This window comes from Brevibacillus fortis, from assembly GCF_003013395.1.
GTDB lineage: Bacteria > Bacillota > Bacilli > Brevibacillales > Brevibacillaceae > Brevibacillus > Brevibacillus fortis.
In genome coordinates this window covers 56,037-82,203 of sequence record NZ_PXZM01000048.1, presented here as the reverse complement: position 1 = coordinate 82,203, position 26,167 = coordinate 56,037, and the positions used below count along the sequence as shown (strand labels likewise).

At 48.7% G+C, this 26,167-nt stretch carries 23 protein-coding genes; 9 read left to right on the top strand and 14 right to left on the bottom strand.

The genetic code is table 11. The features are described 5' to 3' along the window. Positions 1-102 precede the first annotated feature (102 nt). Positions 103-1,479 carry a phenylacetate--CoA ligase family protein gene (locus C7R93_RS26490; RefSeq protein ID WP_106841594.1) on the top strand — a complete coding sequence of 459 codons (1,377 nt, stop codon included), beginning with the start codon at positions 103-105 and terminating at the stop codon, positions 1,477-1,479. Here C7R93_RS26490 and murJ read toward each other — a convergent pair. Beyond that, a complete protein-coding gene (murJ, locus tag C7R93_RS26485; protein ID WP_106841593.1) occupies positions 1,454-2,980 on the bottom strand; it encodes a murein biosynthesis integral membrane protein MurJ in 1,527 nt (508 codons plus the stop codon). The two genes, C7R93_RS26490 and murJ, sit on opposite strands and share 26 nt — an antisense overlap. 189 nt (positions 2,981-3,169) lie before the next feature. On the opposite strand from murJ, the gene C7R93_RS26480 reads away from it, so the two are divergent. From C7R93_RS26480 to C7R93_RS26470, 3 genes are read left to right on the top strand one after another with little or no spacing between them, the layout of a single operon-like run. Then, positions 3,170-4,432 (top strand): O-antigen ligase family protein, encoded by a 1,263-nt coding sequence (locus tag C7R93_RS26480; RefSeq protein WP_106841592.1) that lies wholly within the window; start codon positions 3,170-3,172, stop codon positions 4,430-4,432. Positions 4,433-4,436: 4 nt separating this feature from the next. Further along, positions 4,437-6,065, top strand: a complete 1,629-nt coding sequence (locus C7R93_RS26475) for a hypothetical protein (RefSeq protein WP_106841591.1) — start codon at positions 4,437-4,439, stop codon at positions 6,063-6,065. Further along, positions 6,058-6,876: a hypothetical protein gene (locus C7R93_RS26470; protein WP_106841590.1), complete on the top strand. Its 819-nt coding sequence runs from the start codon at positions 6,058-6,060 to the stop codon at positions 6,874-6,876. The genes C7R93_RS26475 and C7R93_RS26470 overlap by 8 nt, the downstream gene beginning before the upstream one ends. A gap of 151 nt (positions 6,877-7,027) precedes the next feature. Here C7R93_RS26470 and C7R93_RS26465 read toward each other — a convergent pair whose 3' ends face one another. Further along, complete coding sequence (locus C7R93_RS26465; RefSeq protein ID WP_106841589.1) at positions 7,028-8,377, bottom strand: glycosyltransferase family 4 protein; 1,350 nt, start codon at positions 8,375-8,377, stop codon at positions 7,028-7,030. 209 nt (positions 8,378-8,586) lie between these two features. Here C7R93_RS26465 and C7R93_RS26460 point away from each other — a divergent pair, with 209 nt between their 5' ends. Together C7R93_RS26460 and C7R93_RS26455 are read left to right on the top strand one after the other, a co-directional pair. Beyond that, positions 8,587-9,720 (top strand): glycosyltransferase, encoded by a 1,134-nt coding sequence (locus C7R93_RS26460; protein ID WP_106841588.1) that lies wholly within the window; start codon positions 8,587-8,589, stop codon positions 9,718-9,720. A gap of 156 nt (positions 9,721-9,876) precedes the next feature. Then, a complete protein-coding gene (locus C7R93_RS26455; RefSeq protein ID WP_106841587.1) occupies positions 9,877-10,704 on the top strand; it encodes a M55 family metallopeptidase in 828 nt (275 codons plus the stop codon). 390 nt (positions 10,705-11,094) lie between these two features. Here C7R93_RS26455 and C7R93_RS26445 read toward each other — a convergent pair whose 3' ends face one another. From C7R93_RS26445 to C7R93_RS26420, 6 genes are all read right to left on the bottom strand, one after another. Continuing rightward, the gene (locus C7R93_RS26445; protein WP_106841586.1) at positions 11,095-11,295 is read right to left on the bottom strand and encodes a cold-shock protein; all 201 of its coding nucleotides are present in this window, start codon (positions 11,293-11,295) and stop codon (positions 11,095-11,097) included. A gap of 107 nt (positions 11,296-11,402) precedes the next feature. After that, positions 11,403-12,167, bottom strand: a complete 765-nt coding sequence (locus tag C7R93_RS26440; protein ID WP_106841585.1) for a DUF4179 domain-containing protein — start codon at positions 12,165-12,167, stop codon at positions 11,403-11,405. Continuing rightward, complete coding sequence (locus C7R93_RS26435; RefSeq protein ID WP_106841584.1) at positions 12,146-12,733, bottom strand: sigma-70 family RNA polymerase sigma factor; 588 nt, start codon at positions 12,731-12,733, stop codon at positions 12,146-12,148. Before C7R93_RS26435 ends, C7R93_RS26440 begins: the two co-directional genes overlap by 22 nt. 145 nt (positions 12,734-12,878) lie before the next feature. Next, a complete protein-coding gene (locus tag C7R93_RS26430; RefSeq protein ID WP_106841583.1) occupies positions 12,879-14,177 on the bottom strand; it encodes a nucleotide sugar dehydrogenase in 1,299 nt (432 codons plus the stop codon). 278 nt (positions 14,178-14,455) lie between these two features. Then, positions 14,456-14,866, bottom strand: a complete 411-nt coding sequence (locus C7R93_RS26425) for a DUF350 domain-containing protein (RefSeq protein ID WP_106841582.1) — start codon at positions 14,864-14,866, stop codon at positions 14,456-14,458. A gap of 17 nt (positions 14,867-14,883) precedes the next feature. Further along, positions 14,884-17,241, bottom strand: a complete 2,358-nt coding sequence (locus C7R93_RS26420) for an endonuclease MutS2 (RefSeq protein ID WP_106841581.1) — start codon at positions 17,239-17,241, stop codon at positions 14,884-14,886. A 242-nt stretch (positions 17,242-17,483) separates the two neighbouring features. Here C7R93_RS26420 and C7R93_RS26415 point away from each other — a divergent pair, with 242 nt between their 5' ends. After that, positions 17,484-17,858: a phage holin family protein gene (locus tag C7R93_RS26415; protein WP_106841580.1), complete on the top strand. Its 375-nt coding sequence runs from the start codon at positions 17,484-17,486 to the stop codon at positions 17,856-17,858. 95 nt (positions 17,859-17,953) lie between these two features. Here C7R93_RS26415 and zapA read toward each other — a convergent pair whose 3' ends face one another. The 3 genes from zapA to pheS form a co-directional block, all read right to left on the bottom strand. Further along, complete coding sequence (zapA, locus tag C7R93_RS26410; protein ID WP_007728510.1) at positions 17,954-18,229, bottom strand: cell division protein ZapA; 276 nt, start codon at positions 18,227-18,229, stop codon at positions 17,954-17,956. A gap of 82 nt (positions 18,230-18,311) precedes the next feature. Continuing rightward, positions 18,312-20,735 (bottom strand): phenylalanine--tRNA ligase subunit beta, encoded by a 2,424-nt coding sequence (pheT, locus tag C7R93_RS26405; protein ID WP_106841579.1) that lies wholly within the window; start codon positions 20,733-20,735, stop codon positions 18,312-18,314. A 15-nt stretch (positions 20,736-20,750) separates the two neighbouring features. Then, entirely contained in the window at positions 20,751-21,785 is a 1,035-nt protein-coding gene (pheS, locus tag C7R93_RS26400; RefSeq protein ID WP_106841578.1) for a phenylalanine--tRNA ligase subunit alpha, read from the bottom strand. Between the two features lie 587 nt (positions 21,786-22,372). On the opposite strand from pheS, the gene C7R93_RS26395 reads away from it, so the two are divergent. Next, positions 22,373-23,092, top strand: a complete 720-nt coding sequence (locus tag C7R93_RS26395) for a DUF2225 domain-containing protein (RefSeq protein WP_106841577.1) — start codon at positions 22,373-22,375, stop codon at positions 23,090-23,092. Here C7R93_RS26395 and C7R93_RS26390 read toward each other — a convergent pair. Next, positions 23,089-23,916: a TrmH family RNA methyltransferase gene (locus tag C7R93_RS26390; protein ID WP_106841619.1), complete on the bottom strand. Its 828-nt coding sequence runs from the start codon at positions 23,914-23,916 to the stop codon at positions 23,089-23,091. The genes C7R93_RS26395 and C7R93_RS26390 overlap by 4 nt on opposite strands. A 4-nt stretch (positions 23,917-23,920) precedes the next feature. Continuing rightward, positions 23,921-24,574 carry a potassium channel family protein gene (locus C7R93_RS26385; protein ID WP_007728524.1) on the bottom strand — a complete coding sequence of 218 codons (654 nt, stop codon included), beginning with the start codon at positions 24,572-24,574 and terminating at the stop codon, positions 23,921-23,923. 171 nt (positions 24,575-24,745) lie between these two features. Here C7R93_RS26385 and sspI point away from each other — a divergent pair, with 171 nt between their 5' ends. Beyond that, positions 24,746-24,982, top strand: coding sequence for a small acid-soluble spore protein SspI (gene sspI, locus C7R93_RS26380; RefSeq protein WP_007728525.1), 237 nt, complete (start codon positions 24,746-24,748; stop codon positions 24,980-24,982). A 54-nt stretch (positions 24,983-25,036) separates the two neighbouring features. On the opposite strand, the gene C7R93_RS26375 is transcribed toward sspI, so the two are convergent. Next, positions 25,037-26,167, bottom strand: coding sequence for a GerAB/ArcD/ProY family transporter (locus C7R93_RS26375; protein WP_106841576.1), 1,131 nt, complete (start codon positions 26,165-26,167; stop codon positions 25,037-25,039).

The window sequence follows — 26,167 nt, the reverse complement described above, 5'->3', positions numbered from 1 at the left end:
TTTTCATTAGACAGAATGTGACCGCTTGCGGTCAGCAAATGAACGTTCATGGCCGTTCATTTGCATCGTCTGATGTGTGATCTGTGAGTAGGAGGGGATATTATGCCCACAACCGGATTTTTGATCCGCCATGTACAGTGGCCCTTAATGGAAGCTTTGAAAGGAAATCGCATCCGTCCTTACATGAAAGAATTACAAGCAGCCGAGCATCTATCTGCCGAAACATTGCACGTGCAGCAGCGAGAAAAGCTGGTTAACCTACTCGATCATACAATAAAAAATGTACCCGCCTACACAGACTTCGCACCAGACTGGAGTAAAATGCGCGAGATGCCCGAACGTTTTTTGCAGCGCATTCCTGTTCTTACCAAAGCAGACTTTCGGCAAAACGCTGATCAATATATGAGCCAAGGCCTACAAACAAGTAGGCTCATTGGAAATCGTACGGGAGGCTCCACAGGTGAACCTACCCCTTTTTATCTCGATCGTCCAACTGTCGAGCGATATGAAGCTGCACGCTGGCTGGGGCTGTCCTGGTATGGCATTCGCATAGGTGACCCATGTGTGATGATCTGGGGCTCTCCTCTCGAATTAAACGCCCAGCAAGCTCGCCGCTACCGTTGGAAGGAACGCTTGTTGAAAAACCGCTTGATAATTTCTGCCTATGAACTGGACGAAAGACAGTTGGAAGCAAACCTGCGCCTCATCCGAGAATTCCGTCCAGTCTATTTATACGGGTACGCCTCCGCGCTTCATACACTCGCCACGATGATGCTACGACGAGGCATGACAACAGGAATCCCGCTCAAAGCCGTGGTCTCTACAGCAGAAAGCTTGCATGAGCACCAGCGGCAAACGATTGCCCAAGCTTTTCATGCGCCTGTTGTGAATGAATACGGCGCCCGTGACGGAGGGATCATCGCCTATCAATGCAAGGCTGGAAGCATGCATGCCTTTTCCGGGAACTGTTATTTGGAGGTAGTCGATCCAATCACACACATTCCGCTGTACAAAGGGCAACCAGGAGCCCTGCTCGTCACAGACCTGCACAATACCGTCATGCCTCGTCTGCGTTACCAATTAGGAGACATCGTCGCTCTTTCTGATTCAGCCTGCTCATGCAATCTCCCGTTTCCACTACTGTCTACGATCGACGGCAGAGAAGACGACATGTTCCTATCTCTAAGTGGACAGTACGTGCACGGCCATTATTTTAATCACATCGTGCGCAATATGGACAGCTTCCGCACCTTTCAAATCGTCCAGCATGAGCCAGAGCGACTGAGCCTGAGACTGGTGAAGGAGCCCGAACGTTTTTTGCCTGCGGATGAAGCCAGGCTTTTGGCAGGAATTCGCCAGGCGTTAGGCCAAGTGAGCATTCACGTCTCTTACGTGGAGACCATCCCTCCTGCACGCTCGGGTAAGACTCGTTATGCAATCAGAGAGTTCCCGCTTACGAGCGCCCTCCCGCAGGAGTAGACCGCTTGCGTACTTTTTGCAATAGCTCTGACACAAGTGGCTCACGAGTCAAAATGAGCACCACGAGATAAATCAGAGCTGCACCGAGAATTCCTAGCGGCAAGTACAACCAGACAGGCAATGCGGATAACCATGGATCGACGAGCAAAATAGCCCCGGCCATGACTCCGCAGCCCAGAATGGTTTTCCCGGCAGTCATGAGGAAATTCGCCCGAACAGGGCTGCCTACGGCCCTCCACAGCAAAACAAACAGCAACAGCGCTTGACTGACAGCCGAAACCGCATTAGCCAGGGCAATTCCGCCATGACCGAGAACCGGAATGAGCAGCCAGTTGGCAAGGGCATACACACCGATCCCGATCGCCCCAATGATAACGGGTGTCTTCGTGTTTTCTAGAGCATAAAAGGCGCGAGTCAGCAAGTCTCTCGATGCTAAAAAGAAAAGTCCCAAGCCGTAAAACGGCAGCGCCCACGCTGTCAAAGCGACAGAACGCTCATCGAACGCACCGCGCTCAAAAGCTAGTCGGATGATAGGCTCTGCGTATAGCGCAAGTCCAACCGTCACAGGCAACAGCAAAATGAGGAGATAGGCAAGTCCCTTTTGCAGAATTTGCTTCATCTCTGTCATTTCCCCCCGCTTGACGTGACTAGCCAACAGTGGGAACAGCGGCAACGTAAACGCCCCGACAAAAATAGCCAGAGGCAATTGCATGATCTGGTTCGCATTGGCGAGAGCCGAAACTACACCAGTTCCGAGTCCTTCTGCGAATCCGCGCTCCAAAAAGGTAGTGGCCTGTGCTACAACCGCACCAATCAAAATAGGTATGACGCGCTCGCCCATGCCGTTGAGAGCAGCGTCATCACGCCAAGCGAAAGAGAGGCGTTGCTGATAGCCGAATCCACGTAATGTCGGGAGGATCGGCAACAGCGCAGCCAAGTAACCGATGGTCGTAGCCATTGCCAAACCAATGGGACCATACATCGGAACCAGCACATACATGCTGACAATCACCAGAGCTCCGTTGACTACCGTGCCAAGCGTCGGTGTAAAAAAATGTTGGTGAGCGTTACAAATACTCGACCACAGTCCTGTTAACCCGATGAAAATAGCGGATGGCCACATCCATTGCAGCATGCTAGCCGTAAGTTCCAGCTTTTCACCAGTCAGTCCAAACATCGCAGCAAGTTCGTACGAAAAGACAACTCCTAAGACAGAGAGAGTAACAAATATACCCAAAATAATCGTGAGCATCTTCTGATACAAGTCAGACGTCCGCTCTCCTTTTTCCATCATGCCGCGCATCGTCGGAATCAACACAGCATTGACCGCTCCCGGTATGACCAAGAACAGCGTCAGCGGGATCGTCGCCGCAATATTAAACGCATCGGCCTCCATTCCAGTACCGTACAAGCTGGATACATACACACTGCGAAAAAAGCCCAGAAGTCTTCCAACGAGAGTCAGCACAACAATCATGGAAGCGATTTTTAACAAACTCATGTCCACTTATCTCCTATCCCTATTTGAAACCCTTCGTTCCAGGCTTGGTTCTAAACCCTCAAACTACCTAGTTATCATATCTTATTTCTACTGTCCCTACCAACCTCTTTCCCCCCGGCTTGCTACCTGGTTGCCAGATTCATTATAATAGGTAGGTTAATCCCTACCTGTAGGAGGACTACAATAAAAATGAGAGAAACCGTGTTGAAGTGGGGAAGCCAATCAACTACGTGGTTGTATTTGCTGTTGGCCTATCCTGTAATCGATTATGTCATGCGACAGATTCTACCGATTCCAGTCATATCTTCTTTGTGGGATGAAGGACTGCTCATCGTTCTGATGCTGTTTACGTTTGGAGCCTTCTTGCAATCAAACAGAACGATGCCTGGAATCAAACATTGGCTGGGAGCCTTTTTCGTCCTGGGTGTTGCCATCATGGTGACAGACATGGCGAACTGGGGGGCAAGCGTGGAAGGATTCCGCTCTGTCTACCAGTACATCCTTGCCTTTTTCATGGGCTTCTATTTACTGAAGTCGATGGAAGACTTGGACAAGTTCATGAAGGGACTTGTACTGGTTGGTTTCGTAGCGGCACTGTATGGTGTCTTGCAAGTCATCGTAGGCGTCAAAACACCAGAATCATGGGTGCAGGAAGGAGAAGCAGTTACGACGCGTGCATTCTCCTTCGTAACGAGCCCGAACGTATTGGGCAGCTATATGGCGTTGGTTACACCGATTGCCGCTGGTCTATTCATGACAGCAAAGGATCGCAAGCAAAAATGGATTTGGGCCATCGTTGCGCTGTCGACTTTGCTCGCCATGCTTTTAACAAGTTCCCGCGGTTCTTGGTTTGCCCTTGCCTTTGCTGCATTTGTTTGCTTCTACATATGGAACAAACGAGTCGCAGGATACTTGGTGATCGCAGGGATTATCGGGCTTGTAACCCTGTTCTTCGTTCCTGATTCTGTTCCACTTGTCGGAAAAGTAAAAGATCGCATTTTCACACTGTTTACACCTGAATACTTCGAATCTAGCAGCCAAGGCGGACGTATTGGACGTTGGGGCGAAGCCTATGACAAAATGCGCATCGAGCCATTGTTTGGCGTTGGGCTCGGCCATCACGGTGGAGCGGTTGCTACTCGCCATTTCGGAACGATTTATTCAGACAGTTATTTCTTCAAAAGTCTAGCGGAATATGGTCTGATCGGGATCATCCTGTTAATCGGAACCGTAATCACCATGTTCAAATACGGAGCTGGGCTCATCCGCAATCTTCAAGGCTCGCCGCACTTTTTTGCGATACTCGGCCTATTGGGCGGATTAATAGCCGTAGCTACCCATAACCTCGTGGAAAACATTTTCGAGGTGCCGTTCATGGCCCTCTATTTCTGGCTGTTTGGCGGCTTCCTGTGCGCATTATTCGTCGACCAGACACAAAACAAAAGGTGGTGAGGGCATGCGCCGGAATCCTATTCTCGAAACGATAAGCTGGGCGCTGTACGCCATTGCCCTGTTTCTGATTTACCATTTACTCGTGAAACCAGCTTTCCTTGATTTAACGTGGATTGCTTTACTCATTTTCCTGCCACTGTTAGCCTTTTGCTATTTCGTGGTGCATCCGTCTGAACGTCGTCAAGTGCTTGTGTTTACTATCGGCTTCCTGCTCTTGGATCGTGCACTGACGCGTGTCGATGTGAAAACGACTGCTGCTCTCTTGATCGGTGGAGCAATCGCAGTCATTGTGATTGCTCTGCTCGTGAAATGGTATGGGCGCCTCAACTGGCGTGCAGTCGGATCTTTAGTTCTAATCGCCCTCTTGGCGAATGTCACGTTCAACAGAGATACGCTGACTGCACTGAGCCACTTTACTGTAAAATACGAATCTGACCGTCTGTACAACGGAGATTGGGTCGATTACTTCCCGATCACGCTGCACGACGTCAATGGCGATGGCAGCATGGAGATCATCACCCTTGGAAATGCGGAAGAGCTCCCACTGCCAGAAGAAATTGAAAAGCCAGAGACGGAAGAAGAGAAAAAAGCAGTGGCTGAGAAGTTACGCCACTTGCAGGCTGAACCTGTTTCTCTCTACGTAATGACCTGGAAAGATGGACAAATGGTGCGGATGCCAAATGACCAAATTCCAGCAGATACCATGGAGATCATCAAGGAAAAATTGCCGACCGACTACCCAGGCTTCCCGTACTACACGCTGAAAGACGGACAATTAGTACCAAATGTACAGCGACAGCCTTATGCGGAAGGCATGCTGCAAATCGGAACAGCACCGTACCGTGCGTTTGTCCTCGATATGGAAAATATCGCGAATCAGCTAGAAGAAAACCAAGGAAGTATGGATGTACGCCAAACCTTGGGCTCGAAGTACACGGATCTACACATCAAGGACGGCATGCTGACAGGAAACTATGAAGGGAAACCATTTGGTGGCACGACGAAATCAACCAAGCTGCTGACCACCATGATGCTCCCTGATGGACGCGAAGGACTTGTTGTTATGGGTGAACACCTGAGTGTACTGACAGTAGAGTCGGATGGCACACTGACAGAATCCTACACGCTAACTCGCAAGCAAGCTGAATTGGCGACAGGTGAGTTCATTCCTGCCGATATCGACAACGATAAGGTGGATGAATTGCTCGTGGCTGGCAAGCCTTCGTACATCTTGAAGCCAAAGCAAGATGGTACGTGGGAAATTTTGTGGGCGAGCGGTGACCGCGACAAGAGCTTCCGCTTCTCCAACTTTGCTACGATCGGTAGCAATGAAAAGCCTGAGATCGTAGCAAAGGCAAAAAGCTGGGTAAGCACAACAGATTCCCGCTATTTGTCTGGCTATGACTACACACCTGAAGGCTTGAAACAAAACTGGCGCATTTACTTGCCACTGATCAATGTTCAAATCGGCGACATCGATGGAGACAAGCAAAACGAAATCGTGGCAAACATGTACAATACGCATCGCATTTTCGTGTTTAAGCAGCACAACATTCCGGTATTCGGACTCACGATCGCGCTCTTCGTGGGACTCTTGGGATACGGAGTCGTAAGGAGGTTTCGCCATGCGTAAAGCGACGAAAGCATGGGCATTGCTCGCTGCCATCTGCACAGCCTCCCTCCTTGGTGGCTGCACGTATGAATCAGGGACGAAGGCTTTTGCCACCACCAATTTTGACCAGAAGCCCGAGCAGACGACCACAGCACAAACCGAGTCAGGTGCGGAGTGGCTGAAAACAGCCCTGGAAAGAAGCAAGACGGATAAAGAGGCACAGACCTACTGGTACAAAGGCCATGTAAAAAATACGATCCTCTCTCGCTCCACAACAAGCATGTTCAATGGAGCTGTCATCAACGGGAAAGGCTACAATGTGGATGCCCGCATCGCTGCCCAACCTTATTCGTACTATCGTATTCATGACAAGCGCTACATCAAGGCGAACGAGCAGTTTGTGACCGCTCCAGATGAGCCGCTTGCCTTCGATGTATTGAAAGGCTTCGAGGACTGGCTGCCTTTCATGGACCAGGCCGTCCAATTGCCTGAGGAAAAAGCAATCGGCGTAGTCAGCGTTCCGTTCCAATTGAAAATGAACGGGGCAGAATGGCTGAAAAATAGCCAAAGCCCACTGTTTGAACCATTGAAAAAGCAATTGGCAGAACGCCCTGATCTGGATTACATCTTGAAGGAATCCACGATCAAGACAACGTTTTGGTTCGGCAAGGAAGACCGTCTGATCCACCAATACGAGACGTGGATCATTCTGCCGCTGCCTGAAGCCGGAACGATGGATCAGCAAGTGATGTTCAACCTGTTTAAATACGGTGATACTGGTGGTATTCACATCAAAGAACCGGAAGAAATAGAAAAATATTTGCTGTACTAAAAAAGCCTGCTACCTTTACATAGCAGCAGACTAATCGGTACGAATCAGGGCCTGGCGATTATCGTCAGGTCCTTTTATTTTGAAGCAGAAGAAAGTATGTCTGTCACGAAGAAAACCCCGCAGCCTTCAATGGCTCCGGGGCTATGCTGTCCTATTTTTTTACAAGTTCATCCATCAGCTGCGCCAATTGCTTCGCCTGTTCTCGACGCTCATATGGTTTCACACGTTCTGCAAAATCCGCTCCGCGTTCCTCGCTATCCGCTTGTCCTTGCGTTCTCCACTCCTGATACAGCTTCAGGTACGCTTGCTTGATCTCGTCTTTTTGCTCTGGATCAGCTACTTGCCCGAGTCGGAAATCTTCAATAATCTCTGTCGCTTCGCCTCTTTTATTCAGGGCAAGAAGCGGGTTGCCAATCCCCATGTATTCGTACAGTTTGCCCGGAATATACGCTCCGGCGTCTGCGGACACATCCCCGATCAACAAGAGGGCATTAGCGCCTTTCATCAGTCCGAGGGCTTCTTTATGCGGCAGGTTCCCCAGCACTCTCACGATGTCACCAAGCCCCAACGCTTCCACACAGTCGCGATTTTCGGAATACCCCGGATAATCGAACACCCCGGCAAAGCTGAGCAAGAGATCATTTCGGTCTACTGCTTTTTCATCGATGAGTTCCCGAATGGCTTGCAGGAGAAGGCGTGGGTTGCGTTTTTGATACAAAATACCTGCGTACACCGCATGAAATTTGTCCGGATCAGCATGGCTAGGAGCCAATCCTTGAAAATCAGCTTGATCAAACCCATTGTAAATCAGCTCCATCCGCTTGATACGGTTCTGGTGCTTCTCACGAAAATTATAGGCGAAGGTCGCGGTAACAGTCGTGATTGCATCTGCTTGGGACATCACCGCCTCCTCCATTCGCACTTCCATGCGCTCTCGCCATTCGATGCCAGAGGTGTGCATATTTTGCGTCCACGGATCACGGAAATCCGCTACCCATTTGCAGCCAAACTCACGGGAAAGCTTTTTCGCAATCAAATGGTTCGTTACCGGTCCCGATGTGGAAAAAATCATGTCGATCTTTTCACGGCGCATTATTTCTCGCCCCAGCTTGAGGGCATTCGGCATCCACAGGATTTGGTCGTCTGGAATCAACAAGTATGGTTTTACTTTTTTCAGGACATTGACGACCTGTTTTTTCACCTTCGCTTTGAACGAGGGCTGTGGTGGTGTGGACGTTGTATTGGCACTTGCCGAAGCGGCTTGGCCCCCTCGATTCGGTAGCAGCTGCCACTCCTTCGCACGATGAATGGTGACATCACTCGGTAGCTGTGCCAAAAGGGATGGATCAAGCGTCGCATGGTAGGCAGGATCTACTGTCAGCACATGGACATTCCAGCCAAACTCCCCTAAATATTTAGCCATTTTCAACGGTCTTGGCACGCCACCTCCGCCAATTGGAGGAAATATGTAGCATATGATTAACACGTTGAGCGTATTCATTTACGTAACCGTCCTTCTCCATTCAATTTTCCATCATCAACGATACCATAAGTGCTGTCTTATTGCGAATCTAGCAGGCATCTGCTATAGTGAAAATGGCTTTGTTTATTATTGAACGTTCATTTTTCGGCACACACCCTATTCGGTCGTGCCTCTATGTACATACCTCGGCAGAGGGTGTTTTTTAATTACGATTCGGGTGAATTCAGATGAGCAAATTACGAGTCCTCCACGTGATTGGCGGGGGGGAATTTGGCGGTGCTGAACAACATATTCTCAACTTGGTCACTACTTTTCCAGTCGACGAAGTAGAAGTCGCAGTCGTATGCTTCTATGATTCTCTCTTCGCGAGTAAATTGCGGGAATCAGGCATCCAAGTCATTACGCTGAATCAGTTCGGACGTTTTGACTTACGATTGCTGCAGGCTTTGCGGAATGCCTTTTCCACATTCCAACCAGCGATCATCCATACGCATGGGATTAAGGCCAATTTCTTTTCCCGTCTCGCAGCACGCGGTATGAAGGTGCCTTTGCTGACCACTGTTCACAGCTCACTCCGTTATGATTATACAAGCTCCTTGGCCTATGCCATTGTCAGCATGATGGAAATGAGCACGAGACATTGGAACCGTCATTATATCGCGATCAGTGGTGCGATTGCCGATATTTTGCGGGGGCAGGGTGTCCGTTCGTCAGACATTAGCGTGATTTATAACGGAATGGACATGAAGCCTTATCGGCAAAACCATTTACGGGAGAATGACCGCAATCGACTGCGTGCGGAATGGAACATACCAGAGGACGCCTTTTTGTTCGGGACAGCAGCTCGTTTTGTTCCCGTAAAAGGTCTCCCAATTCTGCTCGATGCTTTTCATACGCTTGTGACGGACAAGAAAGAGGTCCCTTATCTCGTGTTGATCGGAGACGGCTCTGAGCGTGCTGCGCTCGAAGCTAAGGTAAAAGAATTGGGGCTGGAATCGCGTGTTCGCTTTGCCGGATTTCGGCAGGATATCCCTGCATGCTTGCATGCCTTAGATGGCTTTGTCCACTCTTCCATTTACGAAGGGCTAGGCTATACGATCATCGAGGCAATGGCTTCGGAGGTTCCTGTCGTAGCAAGCAATGTCGGCGGTGTGAAAGAGTTTGTTTTCGATGGCGAGACGGGGCTGATCGTCGAACCAGGAAATCCAGCTTTGTTGGCACAAGCCATGGAACGGCTTTGGACTTCCCCACAGTTGTGTGAAACCATGGTACAAAACGCGCTGAACAAAGTAGAATCAACTTTTACCATTCAACTCATGACCGAACAAATTGTTGCTCTTTATCGTTCGTTACTGAAATGACGAAAAGCACGGTGAAACGCGAACAGCGGCATCGTGCTTTTTTCGTAATTTGTTTGAAGAATCTGTTTTTATAGTTGCCTACTCATGTTCAATCTGGTTACATATGAATTGGAACTATTTTGTATAGCAAGATACACCAGAAAGGGTGAAATTGAGATGAAACTATTTCTTTCGGTAGACATGGAAGGTATTTCAGGCATTGTCGATACGAGCTATATTAATCCAGATTCAGGGGTTAACTATCAGCGCGGCCGCCAGTTTATGACAGATGATGCCAATGCAGTCATTGAAGCTGCACTTGAGTCTGGCGTAACAGAAATTGTTGTAGCAGACAGCCACAACACGATGAACAACATTCTCTGGGAAAAGCTCCATCCAAAAGCGAGACTGCTAGCAGGTTCTCCACGCGATTCATCCATGATGCAGGGACTCGATGAGAGCTTTGATGCAGCGATGTTTATCGGCTATCATACCCGCCAAGGGATTCCTGGTGTGCTCAGTCATACGATGTCCGGCGTTGTTCACAATATGTATATCAACGGACAAGTCGTGGGTGAATTTGGCTTTAACGCCGCAATTGCTGGCATGTACAACGTTCCTGTTGTCATGGTGTCTGGAGATAATCTCATCGCCGTCGAAGCTCAGGAACTGATTCCAGGCATTCAAACAGCTATCGTGAAGGAAGCTGTATCCCGCACAGCTGCTATCTGTCTCTCGCGTGAAGAAGCGACCGCTGAACTAAAGCGCAAGACGACCAATGCCTTGCGCAACCGGAACAGCATCCAGTCATTCCGTACAGCTGTGCCTGTAGAGCTGGCGATGGAATTCTCCCATGCAGGACAAGCCGAGATGGCCGCAATTGTCCCTGGCACGCGTTATGAAACAGCAACAAACATGGTTTATTACAATGCAGCCAATCCGCAAGATATGTACAAAACGATGCGCGCCATGCTGAACCTCGCGTCCGGTGCAGAGTTTTTCTAAAAAGGTGAAGTGGGAACGGAAGGCTGATATCAGTTCTTCCGTTCTCTATTTCTTTTTGTTCGCATCTTTTTTCATTTTTTATTTGTTTTCACAAAGCCAAAGCCACTGAGAAAGAAGTGCATTTCCAGTCCTAGCGCCTCTGGAGCCCAACCTAGCTCCGGAATGAATGGCGGGGAATTTCAGCTTCACTTATGAAATCCTTCATCGAAACTTCTACGTTTGAAGCGCTCCCGCCATTCATTTCGGAGCGGACAGTCCCCTCCCTCAGCAGGGCGTAGGCCGAAGCGTAGACTGGAAATGCACTTCTTTCCTCCACTACAGCTACTCCTACTCCACTTAACCAAATAAAAAAGCAGACCCATCACCTGAGTCTGCTTGTCGTTTCAGCTCTTATAGTTTCCGAACGTTCGTCGCTTGAGGACCGCGTTGACCGTTTTCTACTTCAAACTCAACCTCTTGCCCTTCGTCCAAGGATTTGTACCCTTCTCCCTGAATAGCGGAGAAGTGAACGAATACGTCATCTCCACCATCACGTTCGATAAAACCGAAACCTTTTTCGCTGTTGAACCACTTTACTCTTCCACGTTCCATTTTTGCCTCCTAGCATGTAACCCTTACATGACATTTTGAAATATTGTCTTACCCCGGTTACTATTGCCAATTACGAGGCTTATTATACGTGGTCTAGTTTTTTTCTCCTATTTCGCAGCCTCTGTTGCTTCTTTTGCTTTGCTCTGGTCAACAACAATTTGTCCCTTCCAATTGCCCGTTGTTTTGCCGATCCGGTTCACATCGACATTCAAGGTGAGTGGCTGTGGTAGCTTGAATCCACTCGCGAGGAAGGCCAGAACGCCCTCTGGCTTATCGTGATCCGCTATTCCCACCTCTACTTCCTTACTGGACTCGTCAGTTAAGTAGAAAGGCAAATGATCCTCTTTGCTGGTCCCGATAAAGTTTAGGACACTCGTACCTTCCACGTTTTTATCCTGGTACACGGGATTACCATTTTGTTCGCCTACCACATCTAATCCTGTCGTATCGAACTCGAAAGGCACCAATTCTCCGTTTTGTTGTTCGATGCGATAGTGCAGCAAAACTTTGGATTCTTCCGCATACACTTCCGTAAAATGAATGGTAATTCCTTGATCGGTTATTTTTTGATCGATCGGAATGGACAGCCCTTCTGCCGCTGCTCGCTTAACCCCTTCATCGACTAAACTGTTCAAGTCTTTTGGTTTGTCTGCAAAATATGAAGTTCCATTTAAAGCCGCATATACTCCAGTCGGCAGTATAATAGCAGCAACCAATCCCATCATAACTAATCTTTTCTTCATCGTTATAGTCTCCTTTTTTTTGTGGTAGCGATGAAAGGACTGCCTGACTCGCTGGTCCACTTCATCAGGTATCGTGGTCTCGTCAATTTGTTTGGTGAGTGACTGTTTTATGATTTTCTCGATAGACATGTTTGGAGCTCCTCCTCATTCCAATCGACGTCAAACGACTCTCGGATTCGCTTTAATGCCAGATGATTTCTCGATTTTGCTGTCCCCACTGGTATTTGCAGCAGTTCGGCAATCTGATCGTATGTGTAATCGTAGTAATACCGATAAATAACCACGATCCGCAGCTTGAACGGCAGCTTTTGGATTGCTTGCTGCATCTCTGTGGCAGACTCCATCGCAAGCATTGGCTCATCCGGCGTTTCGACATGTTGCTGTTCTTCCAAGCTCTGTTTCCGTTCTAACAGACGGAATCTTCTCCAAATCTGTCTACGCCAGTTTTTCACCTGTCTAATGACAATCCCATTCACCCAGAAAAGAAACGGACGTTTGCGATCATAGCCAGGCAGTGATCTCCATAGCTGATAGTAAATTTCGCTCACAATATCATGAGCATCTTCTTTATTCGTGACCATGGCTGATACGGTCCCGTAAATTTTTGTCCGTGTCATGCTGTAGACCACCTCAAAAGCTTCCTGATCCCCAGTAAGCAAACGGTCCAGCCACAGTTCTAACATTTGATCATTCATCGGAGGGCCCCCTGAAATTGTATACACCTTGTATTGGCTCTCTCGTTCAATATGGTTCACTACTTTATGAAAAAAAACCTCTCCAAACGCTTTTACGTGCGTTTAGAGAGGTTTTGGCATTCGAATCAGTGAACTTGTTCAAGAATTAAATGCGCACCACAGTCGCCTTGCTGACAAGGTCACGCGGGATGCGGTTCTTCGTATCGAAGAGGATCGGCGCGTCAGCCATCTTTTCAGCGACATTGGCCCAATTCGCCTCAGCAAACTCCTTTTGCACAGCAGTCAGGAACAACGCATCTGCTCCGTTTACTGCTTTCTCCAGAGTATCAACCTTATGATCATAGAGTGTCGGAACAGCTGGATCGTAGGAACGAACGTCTACTCCTTTTGCTATGAGCAGCTTGATTAGGTCATGGACAGGGCTTACGCGGTCGTCATTGGAAAAGTCTTTCATTGCCATCCCCAAGACAGCTACCCGGCTTTCTACCAATGTCTTGCCATTTTTCTTCAAGGCTTGCTCGAGCATGCTGATCAACACTTCAGGTACCGCATCATTCGTGTTGCGAGCCAGCTGCAGAATCGGCAGGTTTACATCTAATTCACGTGCCTTAGGCTGCAAGTAATACAGCGCATTAGGCAAGCAGAAGCCGCCTACACCCGGTCCTGGCGATAACATGTTCACGCGCGTATGCGTATTGGCAACCTTGATCAGCTCAAACGTATCAATTCCGAATGCCTCGGAGAAACGAGCGAATTCCTGTACCATCGCAATGTTCACATCACGCTGGATATTCTCGATGACTTTTGCTGTCTCGACTACTCGGATATCCGAGATCGTGATGTCCGTCTCGCTGATGAAGGACAACAACTCTTTTCCTTTTTCAGCGCTTTGTTCATTGATGCCACCCAGAACCAGCGGCATATGGATGAACTCTTCAAAAGCACGCCCTTCTGCAATTCGCTCCGAGCAGTATGTCAGGTAGAAATCGACACCAGCAGTAAGACCGCTTGTTTCCTCCAAAATCGGAAGAATCACGTCTTCCGTCGTTCCTGGTACAACGGTGCTGCGGATCATGACGGTATCGCCTTTTTTCAGTACGCGACCGAGCGATTGCGCACAGCTTTTCAGCGGTCCGAGATCAGGATCGCCGTTATGAACAGGCAATCCGGCTGTTACAATATAATTATGGACTTCCGCAGCAGCTTCCTCGTAGGAGGTCGTTGCACGGAAACGTTTTGCTTCAATCTGCTCTTTGAGGATCTCTGGCAACGTTTTTCCCTGATAGGACTCCAGGTGATGGGAATGTGCCGCATTGATCTCATCGACGACATGCGGTAAGACGTCAATACCGATGACGTTTGCTCCTTTCATGGCATAGGTAAGCGCCAATGGCAAGCCTACAAACCCCAATCCCACAACAGCTACGCGTACAGGTTGAGTCATTGCGTATCTCCTCTTTCACATTCTCTAAGTAAGGTCCGTATGACTAGTGGAAGTCACGCGGCCAACTTGCATTTTTAGGACAGGTAGTAAACACCTGCAGCGATAAAAACCACACACAATCCGATGAGGACCTTGTACAACGTTTCCAAGGCGTATCCTCCCCCATACAATCTTGGCTTGTCCTCTTTTTCGTAAAAAGGACTTTGATTGGGCAGAATAGTTTGGTACTCTTTCGCCAAATCAAATTATACTCTCGTTTGAAATATCGTTCAACCCGTCTAACGAGGCAAGGATGCCCCTATGATATACGAAAAGCCGATGGACAGGACCATCGCAATAAAACCAATGGCCCTGTTATCTTTTGCAATTTCCTGATCGACATTAAACGTAGGGGTCATGAATTCAAAAATGAAGTAAGCAGACAATAACAGGAAAAATCCGAAAGTCCCCCAAATCAACGCTTCGCCCAAAGACAAATGCGCTTGAATGGAATAGCGGAAAATGTTCGCGATCCCAAAAATTTTCCCACCTGTTGCCATTGCTACTGCCATGTTCCCTCGCTTCAATTCATCCCAAACACGATAACGCGTCACCAGTTCAAAAATGGCTAAGAATAAAACCATCGCCAGTCCAGACACAGTAAAATAAGCTGCAGTTGCAAAATATGGATTGTGTAGAAGGCTTTCCATATGTCCCTCCCGACCTCTTATTTCAATTCGGCAATGGTAGCACCTACGCCGCCTTCTCCTTGACCACCTAAGCGGAAGGATTTCACATTACGATGGCTTCTCAAATACTCGTGCACGCCTTTGCGCAGTACCCCTGTCCCGTGTCCGTGAATAATGGAGACCGAATGCAAGCCTGCCAACAGCGCATCATCTAAAAACTGATCGATTTCCCGAATGCTGTCCTCGACGTTGTAGCCGCGCAAGTCGAGATCCATCTTGATATTGTCACTGCGGCGCTTCACAGAGGTGTACGGAGCTGCTTGTGGTTTTTGCTGGATGGTGTTTTGTACATGCATATCATCGCGCTTCACTTTCATTTTCATGATCCCGATCTGCACGAGGAATTCTTCATTGTTTACCTTTTCCAGCACGGTTCCCTTTTGTCCGAAGCTCGTCACCATTACCTCGTCGCCCACCTTGATCTGTGTGGCCCGAACCGCTTTCGCCGGCTTCTTCACCTTTTCCTTTTCCAGCTCAAGGACGGCATTGCCCAGACGCTTCTTCGCATCGATGAGACGATGCTCCTTGATTTCCATGCCTTCTGCCATCATCTCACGCAGCTCGCGAATGATCGTCTCGGCTTCTTCTTTTGCGAGTTGGACAGCAATTCGCGCTTCGTCCTCAGCTCGCTCCATTCGCTTGTTTTTCTCTTCAGCAAATTGGGCACGCTCTTCTTCCAGCTGTGTACGCAGCTCTTCCGCTTCTTGGCGTGCCGCTTTTGCCGCCAATCTGTCTGCTTCCGCCGACTTGCGATTGCGCTCCAATGATGCGATCATGCTCTCGACCTGATTGTCTTCCTCACTGATCGAGCCGCGCGCTACATCAATGATGTGTTCCGGCAATCCCAGACGTCTTGCGATGGCAAACGCATTAGACCTGCCAGGCACCCCAATGAGCAAGCGGTAAGTAGGACGCAGCGTCTGTACGTCAAATTCTACGCTGGCGTTGATGACCTCGGGTCGATCGTAGGCATACGCCTTCAATTCGCTATAGTGAGTCGTTGCGACCAATCTCGCACCGGAATCAATCACATGGTCGATAATGGACATGGCCAGAGCAGCACCCTCTGTCGGGTCTGTTCCTGCGCCCAGCTCGTCAAACAGAACCAAGCTCTTGTCGTCCATTTTCGCCAAGATTTGAATAATATTGGTCATATGGCTCGAGAATGTAGACAGGCTCTGTTCGATGGATTGTTCATCCCCGATATCAGCAAAAACGGAGGAGAACACCGTCATCTCGCTCTCTTCCTCTGCCGGAATATGCAAGCCTGCCATGGTCATCAAGGACAGCAGTCCGATTGTTTTGAGGGAGACGGTTTTTCCGCCCGTATTCGGACCTGTCACCACAATTGCCTGATACTCTCCACCTAGCTCCACATCTACAGGAACGACAACTTCTCGTGGAATGAGTGGATGACGCGCTTTTCGCACGTTTACGTATCCGCGATCATTGATGCGTGGACAAATCGCCTTCATGCTCCAAGCTAGCTGAGCCTTTGCAAACATAAAATCGAGCTCTGTCAGTGCTTCTGTGTTCTCGATCAAAGCCTCTACTGCAAAGGATACCTGCTCCGTCAACACATACAGAATTCGTTCCACTTCACGCTCCTCGCGCAGGCGAAGCTCGCGAAGCTTGTTGTTCATCTCAACGATTACTTCCGGTTCGATAAAGAGCGTCGCCCCAGATGCCGACTGATCGTGGACAATTCCGCCAAATACAGAACGATACTCCTGCTTCACCGGAATAACGAAACGATCGCCACGAATCGTTACGATGTTTTCCATCAGCATTTTTTGGTAAGTAGACGAGCGTGTCATTTGATCGAGCTTTTCGCGAATGCGCGACTCGAGCTGTCTGATCTCCTGACGTACCTGACGCAATTCAAGACTCGCGCTGTCCAAAATATCGCCGTTTTCATCGATACAGCGGCGAATTTCGGTTTCCAACTCGCGCAGACCTTCAATCCGCTCTGCCTGCTGTTTCAATAATGGCAGCTCGTGATCCTCACACATATCGAGCAAAAACGTTTTGAGCCTGCGTCCAGCCATAACGGTACTGGCGATATCCAACAATTCCATCGGAGCAAGCATGGCGTTCAATCTGGCGCGCTGTACGGGACCGCGAATATCGCGAATGCCACCGAGAGGCACGCTGCCCTTTAGGCGTAATACGGTTGCTGCTTGTTCAGTCCCTTGCTGAGCGGTAATAACTTCATCTAAGCGTAAAAAAGGAATCAGCTCTGATGCTTTTTCTTTTCCATATGTGCAAGATGCCTTGTCAATCAACAGGGCGACTATTTTATCGTATTCTAACGTCTTTAAAACCCGTTGTTCCACTGTGCTCCTCCTTCTTTAACCAGCGGCGACCGTTGTACCGTGCGGGCGGGAGCGACGGTCTATACCGGCAATCATTACGATCTCCCCATTATAGCATGGCAGCGGAGCTTAGAAAACTTGGGCAACGGATAGCATTGGACAGGCACCACTGGCGAAGGATAATTTTACACGTTTTCGTTTGGCATAGTTCTACTCTTTGCGTGAGAGAATGAAAGTGAAACAACCCTAAAGGAGGAGTACACTTGACGATCATGCGCCATATCATCCGCTTTATCGTCGCTGCCGTAGTCCTGATGTTTGTCGGCTTTCTGGTCCCCGGCTTTTCGGTTAGCAGTTTTTGGACAGCTCTGTTCGCGGCCGTTGTCATCGCACTGATTGGCTGGGCCGTAGAAGCCATTTTCGGAGATCGAATTTCGCCGTACAATCGTGGTATTATCGGCTTCTTGGTCAGTGCCGTCGTGATTTATCTCACTCAGTTCCTCGTCTCTGGCTTCCGCGTAACAATTCTTGGAGCACTTCTGGCTTCCTTGGTGATCGGGATCATCGACTTGTTTATCCCGATCAAAACCCATATGGATATGCGCGATGGAGATGCCGGGAACAAGCAGGAGACATAGGCAAAATGCGACAAAGAGCCATCCCATCAAAGACGGGGTGGCTCTTCTCCTTTTACCCAAAACGTGAAAAGAGAGGCATTTCGCCCCTCTTTTCCTCAATCTATCGGTTTAGCCTTTGCCTCTTCCTGAATGATTTTCAGCAGTTCTTCGTACTCCTGACGCAAGCGGAAGTATTCATCCGCAATATTAACCGCAGAAAGTACGGCAATTTTGGCAGTATCCAGTCGATGGTTGCCGTTTGCGATTTCGTTCATCTTGTCATCAACGAAACCGGCCACCATGCGTATGTGATTGACACTTGCCTTGCCACTGAGCCGGTATTGTTGGCCAAAGATGTCCACCGTCAAACGATTTTTCCCATCACCTTGCACGAGAGGTACCTCCCTACTGCGACCTTTGCTCTACTTTATCCTTTTTTAGGTTACTGAAAATGTCAGATTTCGTCAAGCAATCTTACATGCGCAATTCAGCGCTTGTGTTGTTTTTCAAGGCTTCGATGACAGCAGTGGTCACTTGTTGAATCTCTTCGTCCTGCAAAGTACGCTCTGCGTGACGGAATACGAGGGCAAATGCCATGCTCTTCTTATCTTGGGCAATACGCTCACCCATATATACATCGAACAGGGTTACGGACTCGAGCAGTTCACCTGCCACTTCACGAATCGTTGCTTCCAATGCACCAGCAGCTACACTGCGATCGACAACGAGAGCCAAGTCACGCGTTACCGCTGGGGACTTCGGCAACTGATTGTAATGTCCTACCTCGGCAGCTACATCAATCAAAGCAGTTACATCCAACTGGAATACGTATGTTTCGGACAGATCATACGCTTTTTCTGTACCTGGATGAACTTGCCCCAGATAGCCCAGACGTTTTTCTCCTACCCATACTTCTGCGGTACGTCCCGGGTGCATACCCGCGATGTCCTGTACTGCTTTGTACTGGGCAGCTTGGATACCCAAACGGGCAAAGAGTGATTCCACAATCCCTTTGGTTTGGAAGAAATCAACAGGCTGCTTAGCACCCATCCAGTTTTGTGTGAGCAGCTGCCCAGTCAATGCACCGGCTACATACAGACGCTCTTCCGGAAGCTGTGTGAGTGTTTCTTCTTTCGTCAAGAACACACGGCCCAATTCAAAAATCGCGATATCGTGGTTTTGGCGGTTTTTATTGTAAGCGACTGTTTCCAAGAGGCTAGGAATCAAGCTCGTGCGCAGAACGCTATGGTCTTCACTCATAGGCATCATGAGCGCAACAGGGTTTACTTTTTCCTGATGCAGACCAGCCACTGCCTCGACACGATCAGGATGAACCAGTGCATAGGAAATCGCTTCATTCATGCCAGTACCGATCAAATGATGACGGATGGTACGGCGCAATTGCTGTTCTTTTGTCAACTGTCCTTGTGTGGACGAACCAGAAGGCAAGCTGGTCGGAATGTTGTCGTAGCCGTACAGACGTGCAACCTCTTCCACCAAATCCTCTGGCAGTGTAATGTCTCCACGTCTCGTCGGAACGGTTACCGTCCATTTGTCGCCTGCTACTTCAAACGGGAATTGCAGACGCTCGAAAATCGGCGATACATCAGAAGCCGACATGTCGGTTCCCAGATGCTGATTGATTTTGGTAAGCGTAACGGAAACAACAGCAGGCGTAGCTTCGCTTACAACAGCAGAGCTGATTCCTTTGGATACCGTTGCCCCAGACAATTGCTGAATCAGTGCTGCGGCGCGCTCTCCCGCTTCCTGTACACGCGCTTGGTCAACGCCTTTTTCCCAACGTACGCAGCCTTCCGTACGCATGCCGAGCATACGAGCTGTGCGGCGTACTGTTTTCGGAGTGAACCAAGCTGCTTCGAGAATGATTTCGCTCGTTTCGCCAGTGATTTCGGAGTTAGCTCCGCCCATGACACCAGCGATCGCCAAGCCTTTGGTCTGGTCGGCAATCAGCAAGGTTTGCTCATCCAGCGTGCGCTCTTGATCGTCCAATGTCACGAGTTTTTCACCCTCGTTTGCCAGTCGAACGACAATAGAGCGATCAGCTACCTGTGTCGCATCAAAAGCATGCAGCGGCTGACCGTATTCAAGCAGGACATAGTTCGTTACGTCTACCACGTTGTTGATCGGACGAATTCCCGCTGCCATCAGGCGATTTTTCATCCATTGCGGAGATGTCGCGATTTTGGCGTTGGTGAAGTGACGGCCGTGGTATTGATAGCTTTCATTCGTAGCTTCGATCTTGACTTGAATCGGGTTGGCGCCACCATTTTCGGTCAGCTCGGTTTGCGGGAATACCACTTCTTTGCCCAAAATAGCGGCAACCTCGTAAGCAACCCCCAGCATGCTCAAGCAATCAGAACGGTTCGGCGTCAATCCCAATTCCAGCACGTAGTCATCCAAGCCGAGGTAGGAAACAGCATCCATTCCAATTTCCGCATCCGCTGGCAGGACCATAATGCCTTCTTGCTGATCTTTTGCCAGAAGCTTTTCGTTTAAGCCCAATTCTTTTGCCGAGCAGATCATCCCTTGGGATTCTACACCGCGCAGCTTGGAACGCTTGATGTTCAGACCATCAGGGAGCTTTGCACCGATCAGGGCAACGAGAACTTTTTGTCCCTTGTCTACGTTCGCTGCTCCACAAACAATTTGCAGGTCTTCTCCTTTTCCTGCATCAACGACGCATACGTTGAGACGGTCTGCATCCGGGTGCTTGCTGCGTTCTTTTACATAACCGATCACAACACCGGATACACCTGCGTTGCGCGATTCAACTGCGTCTACTTCAATCCCGCTGCGAGTCAGCTTTTCAGCCAGCTCCTGGGGCGTCGTTCCACTCAGATCGACGTATTCAGATAACCATTGGTACGATACCTTCATCTTTGCCTCTCCTCTCTAGCCTCGATTGAACTGACGCAGGAAACGAACGTCGTTGGTATAAAAATGGCGGATGTCTTCCACCGCGTATTTGAGCATCGCAATGCGTTCTACACCCATACCGAATGCAAAGCCGCTGACTTCCTCAGGGTTGTAGCCGGCCATTTCCAGTACGCGCGGGTGGACCATACCAGCACCCAAAATCTCGATCCAGCCTGTTTGCTTACATACACGGCAACCGTTGCCACCGCAGTTGAAGCATTGCAGGTCTACTTCTACGGAAGGCTCCGTGAACGGGAAGAAGCTAGGGCGCAAACGAATTTGTTGGTTTTCCCCGAACATTTGACGGGCAAACGTCAAGAGGGTACCTTTCAAGTCACTCATCCCAATTTTTTTATCAATGACGAGACCCTCGATCTGCGTGAATTGATGGGAGTGTGTCGCATCGTCATCATCGCGGCGATACACTTTACCCGGACAGATCATTTTGAGTGGTGTCTTGCCTTCTTTTTTCAACATCGTACGTGCTTGCACAGGAGATGTCTGTGTACGGAGCAGTAGCTCTTCTGTGACGTAGAATGTATCTTGCATGTCGCGTGCCGGGTGATCTTTTGGCAGGTTCAGCATCTCGAAGTTGAAGTGGTCCATTTCTACCTCAGGACCTTCTGCCACTTCAAAGCCCAGACCGATGAAAATGTCTTCGATCTCTTCAATGATTCGAGAGAGCGGGTGCATGGTGCCTGCTGGTACTGGACGTCCTGGCAGTGTCACATCGATCGTTTGAGAAGAAAGCTTGGCAAAGAGAGCCGCTTCTTCAAATGCTTGTTGTTTGCCAGAGAACGCTGCCTCCAGCGCTTCTCTTACTTCATTTACCAGCTGACCGACAACTGGACGCTCTTCAGGGGACAGGCCGCCCATTCCGCGCAGCAGTTCTGTCAACTCGCCCTTTTTCCCCAGGTATTTGACACGCAAATCCTGAAGTTGTGCGGCTTCTGTCACTTGGCTGATTTGGCCCAGTGCGGACTCTTTCATTTCTTGCAACCGAGTTTGCACTTCGAATCGCTCCTTTTTTCATTTGATAAAATAACCTCTATCGAGGCCTTCTCATGGATGAGCGACCGCGTCTTAGCGGAAAGTTATTATGCGCTCCGGAAAGTTTAAGCACAGTCGCTATTTCACACTGTGAAGCACTTAAACTTTCCTCCACGTAAAAAAAAAAGAAAAACCCGCCCCAGAAAAGGGACGAGTTACTTTTTTCTCGCGGTACCACCCTTGTTAGACAATTCGCTTCCACCCTGTGACAAATCCATGACAATATCACTAGTAGAAAGAGACATTTGCCTCACTTCAGATCATTGGTAACGGGTATGACCCGGCTGCTCCTACTGCGCGAAAAGCGGTTCAGAGTGCGGCTTTGGAGTGAATTCGGCAGCTATCATGTTAAAGATGCTCGCAGTCTGTGACATCTTCTCCCTGAAAAACAGATAGGTCCTGCGTACTAGTCTCCGTCATCGCTTTACGTTATAATTAAGACGTAGGAAAATTATAGCGCAACAAGAGAGAACTTTCAATTCTACAAATGTTACATATCCGCATGATCGTTTCCATGCGTGTGTTACCATTCGAAAGGGGATTTTGACATGATTGAAAATGTTTCCGCCCTTTACGATAAGACAAGCAACTGCCGCCATTGCCAAGCGACCTTTTCGACCAAAAGGATCAGAAGCGGCACGTTGACGATGCTCCATCGCGACAGCGACTTTTATACCACCTTTAAAGAGCAATCTTTGAATCCTATTATATATACCGTCAATGTCTGCCCTGAGTGTGGCTTCGCTTTTACGGATCAGTTCCGAGACAAGCTCGCTCCCTGGCAAAAGCAAATCGTGGACGAGCAAATAACATCAAAGTGGAGGCCGAAAGATTTTGGCCAGGTTCGTCAAGTACCAGAAGCCATTGTCAGCTACAAGCTGGCGATTTACGCCGCAGAATTGACTGACCAGCCTCATTCTGTAAAAGCAGGTTTGTATTTGCGACTCGCCTGGCTTTATCGATTCCAGAAAAATGTCGCAGAAGAAATGCGCTTTATCGATATGGCCGTGGAAGAATATGAACAATCGTATATTCATTCCGACTATACACGCGGCGACAAGGAAATGACCGAACTCCGCTTGCTGTACTTGATTGGTGAGCTCTACCGCAGACTCGAAAAGTTTGACTTAGCCATCAAGTATTTCGGCAAAGCACTCGCCTTTCGCAATCACACCATTGAGAGCGGCATTATCCGGATGGCGCAGGATCAATGGCAGCTCGCGCGCGAAGAGTACAAAGAGAAGAAAAGTGAGCAAAAGATCGGCTAAGCATGCCGATCTTTTCTTTTGCGTTGTGCCTCGTATACAAAAATTCCTGCCGCGACTGCCGCATTCAGTGACTCTGCGCCGCCATAAAGCGGTATGTGAACGAATTGATCTGCCCTGGCAAACATCTCTTTGGAGACGCCTCTTCCTTCATTTCCGATGACCATTGCCGTCAGACCAGCATAGTCAGCTTCGTCATAGGAAACACTGTTTTGCTCCAAGGAAGAGATCAAAACTCGCCCTCCCTTTGCCTTCCATTCATCTGCCGTCTCGACTAACGATTGTGTAAAGACTGGGATGCGGAACAGTGCGCCCATTGTGGCCCGTACCACTTTTCCATTGTAAATATCGACACTGCCACTCCCAAGTACGACACCATCGACTGCTGCCGCTTCTGCAGTACGCAAAATCGTGCCGAGGTTGCCCGGGTCCTGTACTTCGTCCAAAAAGAGGAGTAACAAGCTGCCTTGTTCCTCTCTCTTCTTATCTACCCATTTTGCCCAATCTGCTGCTGTTTTTTTCACTTCGGCTACAATTCCTTGCGGCGACTTTGTTTCGGACAGCTTCGCCAGCACTGCTTCTGATGCAGCAATGACCTGGACAGCTTCCGGATGGTTAGCCAGAGCACGTTGACAGGCAGGGTCCATGTCACGCTGCTGATCGTAGATAACCGTGACTACCTCCGCACCGCTTTTTAACGCCTCCTCCACCAGATGCGCGCCTTCCACGAGAAAACGCTGCTGCTCTTCCCGTCCTTTCCGTGACAGCAACTGGTGCAATCGCTTTACCAGAGGGTTTTGTACCGAAGTAATGATTTCATTTGTCATCAACCTATGCCCGCTCCTCAAATTCGCGTAAGTCTTTGTTGTTCCCGATCACCACAAGCACGTCGCCGTATTGGATGACTTCATCCGGGCTAGGAGCGATGTTGAATTTATCTCCGCTTTTGATGGCAATAACGTTGACCTCGTATTTTTTCCGAATATCCAGTTGCCGTAGGTTTTGACCGACTAGCTTGGACGACACGACTACCTCCGCCACGCTGTAGTCCTCCGCCAGCTCAATAAAGTCAAGAACGTTAGAGGAGATCAGATTGTGGGCGACCCGCACACCCATGTCACGCTCAGGGAATACGACACGGTCAGCTCCCACCTTGTACAATACTTGTCCATGACGCTCATTCTGCGCTTTTGCTACGATCTTTTTGACACCCAAGTCTTTCAGTGTCAATACCGTCAGGATGCTCGCCTGAATATCGACCCCAATGGCCACGACTACTACGTCAAAATTGCGAATGCCGATTTCCTTCAAGGCGCGTTCATCCGTAGAATCAGCTGCTACCGCGTGCGTTACATATTGAATATTTTCGTTGATACGCTCCTCGTTCTCATCTATTCCCATGACTTCATAATCCATCTCGTACAGCGTTCTCGCCACGCTAGAACCAAAACGTCCCATCCCGATAATGGCAAATTGCTTGGACATGTTAATCTTCTCCTTTACGGAACTTACCAATAACAAGCATTATAGCACAACCAAAACATCCGCAACAAAACGGTCCTGTCCGTTTTTTCCGAGAAGTATGGTATGCACCAATCAGTGTTTACAAATACTATTTCTTGAATTCATTTTCAAAAGAGAGGTGCAAGCACGGTCATGAACATTGCCTCACTCAATCTACGTCAAGCGATCATGTACAAAATGCAAGGCTCAGACCCCAACGCCGTTGAAGAAACCATCAGTGATGCCATCTCTAGCGGTCAGGAGAAGACACTTCCGGGTTTAGGCGTTTTGTTTGAAGTCCTGTGGCAAAACAGTGATGCTTCCTCACGTCAATCCATGATTACGACTATCGCGGAACACTTGCCTGAACAAGCGGAAAAACCGATCTAACATCCATTTTCAATGACATTCAGAAAAACAGATGTTGGCAAAGGGAGGGGCTAATTAAGTCCCTCCTTTTTCGATGTTTTCTTTCCGACCTTTGTTGATTTTATTGCGCATGAACTGGGTGATTGCCAGCAAGATTGGAATAAAGATGGTTACCATATATCCCATGGTGGTCAAGTGTTTTAAATAGGAATACAACTCCACTATATTTTGGGGTATTAATGAAAAGAAAAAAAGTGGCACCATCATTACTATCGCGCTAATTCGCTGAAAACGAATGCCTTTGCGAAACCACTGCCGTAATGAAAAAATCGTCGCATAAAACATATTCCCGATCGTTGTAAATACAGAAGCAACCCAGATCGCAAGAAAAGCGGACTCAAAACGCTCCAAAAACCAGCCGGTTCTCTGAGTTACCTTGACCAGTTCAAGCGTAGGCCAAATCAGCCGCTGTAATTCTTCATATCCAAATACAGAGATACCTGCGATAACTGAAATCATATAAACGACAAAGGCAAAGCTCATGCCTGTGATGCTTGCCACTCCAAGCCTTGCACCTGGAATGGCGAAAGCAAAATAAACCATTAACAGCTCATATCCGGTATAAAGCGTGTAAGTATCCAGACCTGTTTTTACGACATCTGTCCATGACTCTACATGAAATGGCAATAAATTGTACCAATCTGCGTTCATAAAGGAAACGAGCGGAATCAGGAGAGACGGCAACAGGAGAAAAGGAATCAACAGCTCATTTACCCTTGCCACTACTTCAATCTCATGACAGCATAGAAACAAGACCAACAAAAGCAGCGTGACTATAATTACCTCCAGCGGTGTATCTGGCAAAACGGAGGTCACGACGACTTCCCCAAACACTCTGGCTGTTATACCTGCATTGAAAAACTGATAAAGAATGAATAGACAAATACACATGGTGCCTATGACAGAACCAAATATCCGCGGCATAAATTCGACAAAGGTAAGACCAGGAAACTGGTTACCTAAATACACGATGGCCGTCACTGCCACGCCGGCTATTAAGGCACCTGAAATAGGGCCTATCCACCCCGCTTGTTGAAGAAGCATAGTGGACGTTCTCGGGATGGTGAGAATCCCTACCCCGATCATCGAACTGATCATAATGCTTGTAATTTGCCAGGTACCAAAATTACGTTGCTGATTCTCCAC

Coding starts and splice junctions, on each gene's coding strand:
- C7R93_RS26385 (WP_007728524.1), bottom strand. CDS start 24,574: ATGTCCAAGCAATTTGCCATTATCGGGATGGGACGTTTTGGTTCTAGC.
- C7R93_RS26425 (WP_106841582.1), bottom strand. CDS start 14,866: ATGGAAAGCCTTCTACACAATCCATATTTTGCAACTGCAGCTTATTTT.
- C7R93_RS26475 (WP_106841591.1), top strand. CDS start 4,437: ATGCGCCGGAATCCTATTCTCGAAACGATAAGCTGGGCGCTGTACGCC.
- C7R93_RS26470 (WP_106841590.1), top strand. CDS start 6,058: ATGCGTAAAGCGACGAAAGCATGGGCATTGCTCGCTGCCATCTGCACA.
- C7R93_RS26460 (WP_106841588.1), top strand. CDS start 8,587: ATGAGCAAATTACGAGTCCTCCACGTGATTGGCGGGGGGGAATTTGGC.
- C7R93_RS26435 (WP_106841584.1), bottom strand. CDS start 12,733: ATGAATGATCAAATGTTAGAACTGTGGCTGGACCGTTTGCTTACTGGG.
- C7R93_RS26490 (WP_106841594.1), top strand. CDS start 103: ATGCCCACAACCGGATTTTTGATCCGCCATGTACAGTGGCCCTTAATG.
- murJ (WP_106841593.1), bottom strand. CDS start 2,980: ATGAGTTTGTTAAAAATCGCTTCCATGATTGTTGTGCTGACTCTCGTT.
- C7R93_RS26445 (WP_106841586.1), bottom strand. CDS start 11,295: ATGGAACGTGGAAGAGTAAAGTGGTTCAACAGCGAAAAAGGTTTCGGT.
- C7R93_RS26455 (WP_106841587.1), top strand. CDS start 9,877: ATGAAACTATTTCTTTCGGTAGACATGGAAGGTATTTCAGGCATTGTC.
- C7R93_RS26395 (WP_106841577.1), top strand. CDS start 22,373: ATGATTGAAAATGTTTCCGCCCTTTACGATAAGACAAGCAACTGCCGC.
- C7R93_RS26440 (WP_106841585.1), bottom strand. CDS start 12,167: ATGTCTATCGAGAAAATCATAAAACAGTCACTCACCAAACAAATTGAC.
- C7R93_RS26390 (WP_106841619.1), bottom strand. CDS start 23,916: ATGACAAATGAAATCATTACTTCGGTACAAAACCCTCTGGTAAAGCGA.
- C7R93_RS26465 (WP_106841589.1), bottom strand. CDS start 8,377: ATGAATACGCTCAACGTGTTAATCATATGCTACATATTTCCTCCAATT.
- sspI (WP_007728525.1), top strand. CDS start 24,746: ATGAACATTGCCTCACTCAATCTACGTCAAGCGATCATGTACAAAATG.
- pheT (WP_106841579.1), bottom strand. CDS start 20,735: ATGAAGGTATCGTACCAATGGTTATCTGAATACGTCGATCTGAGTGGA.
- C7R93_RS26480 (WP_106841592.1), top strand. CDS start 3,170: ATGAGAGAAACCGTGTTGAAGTGGGGAAGCCAATCAACTACGTGGTTG.
- C7R93_RS26430 (WP_106841583.1), bottom strand. CDS start 14,177: ATGACTCAACCTGTACGCGTAGCTGTTGTGGGATTGGGGTTTGTAGGC.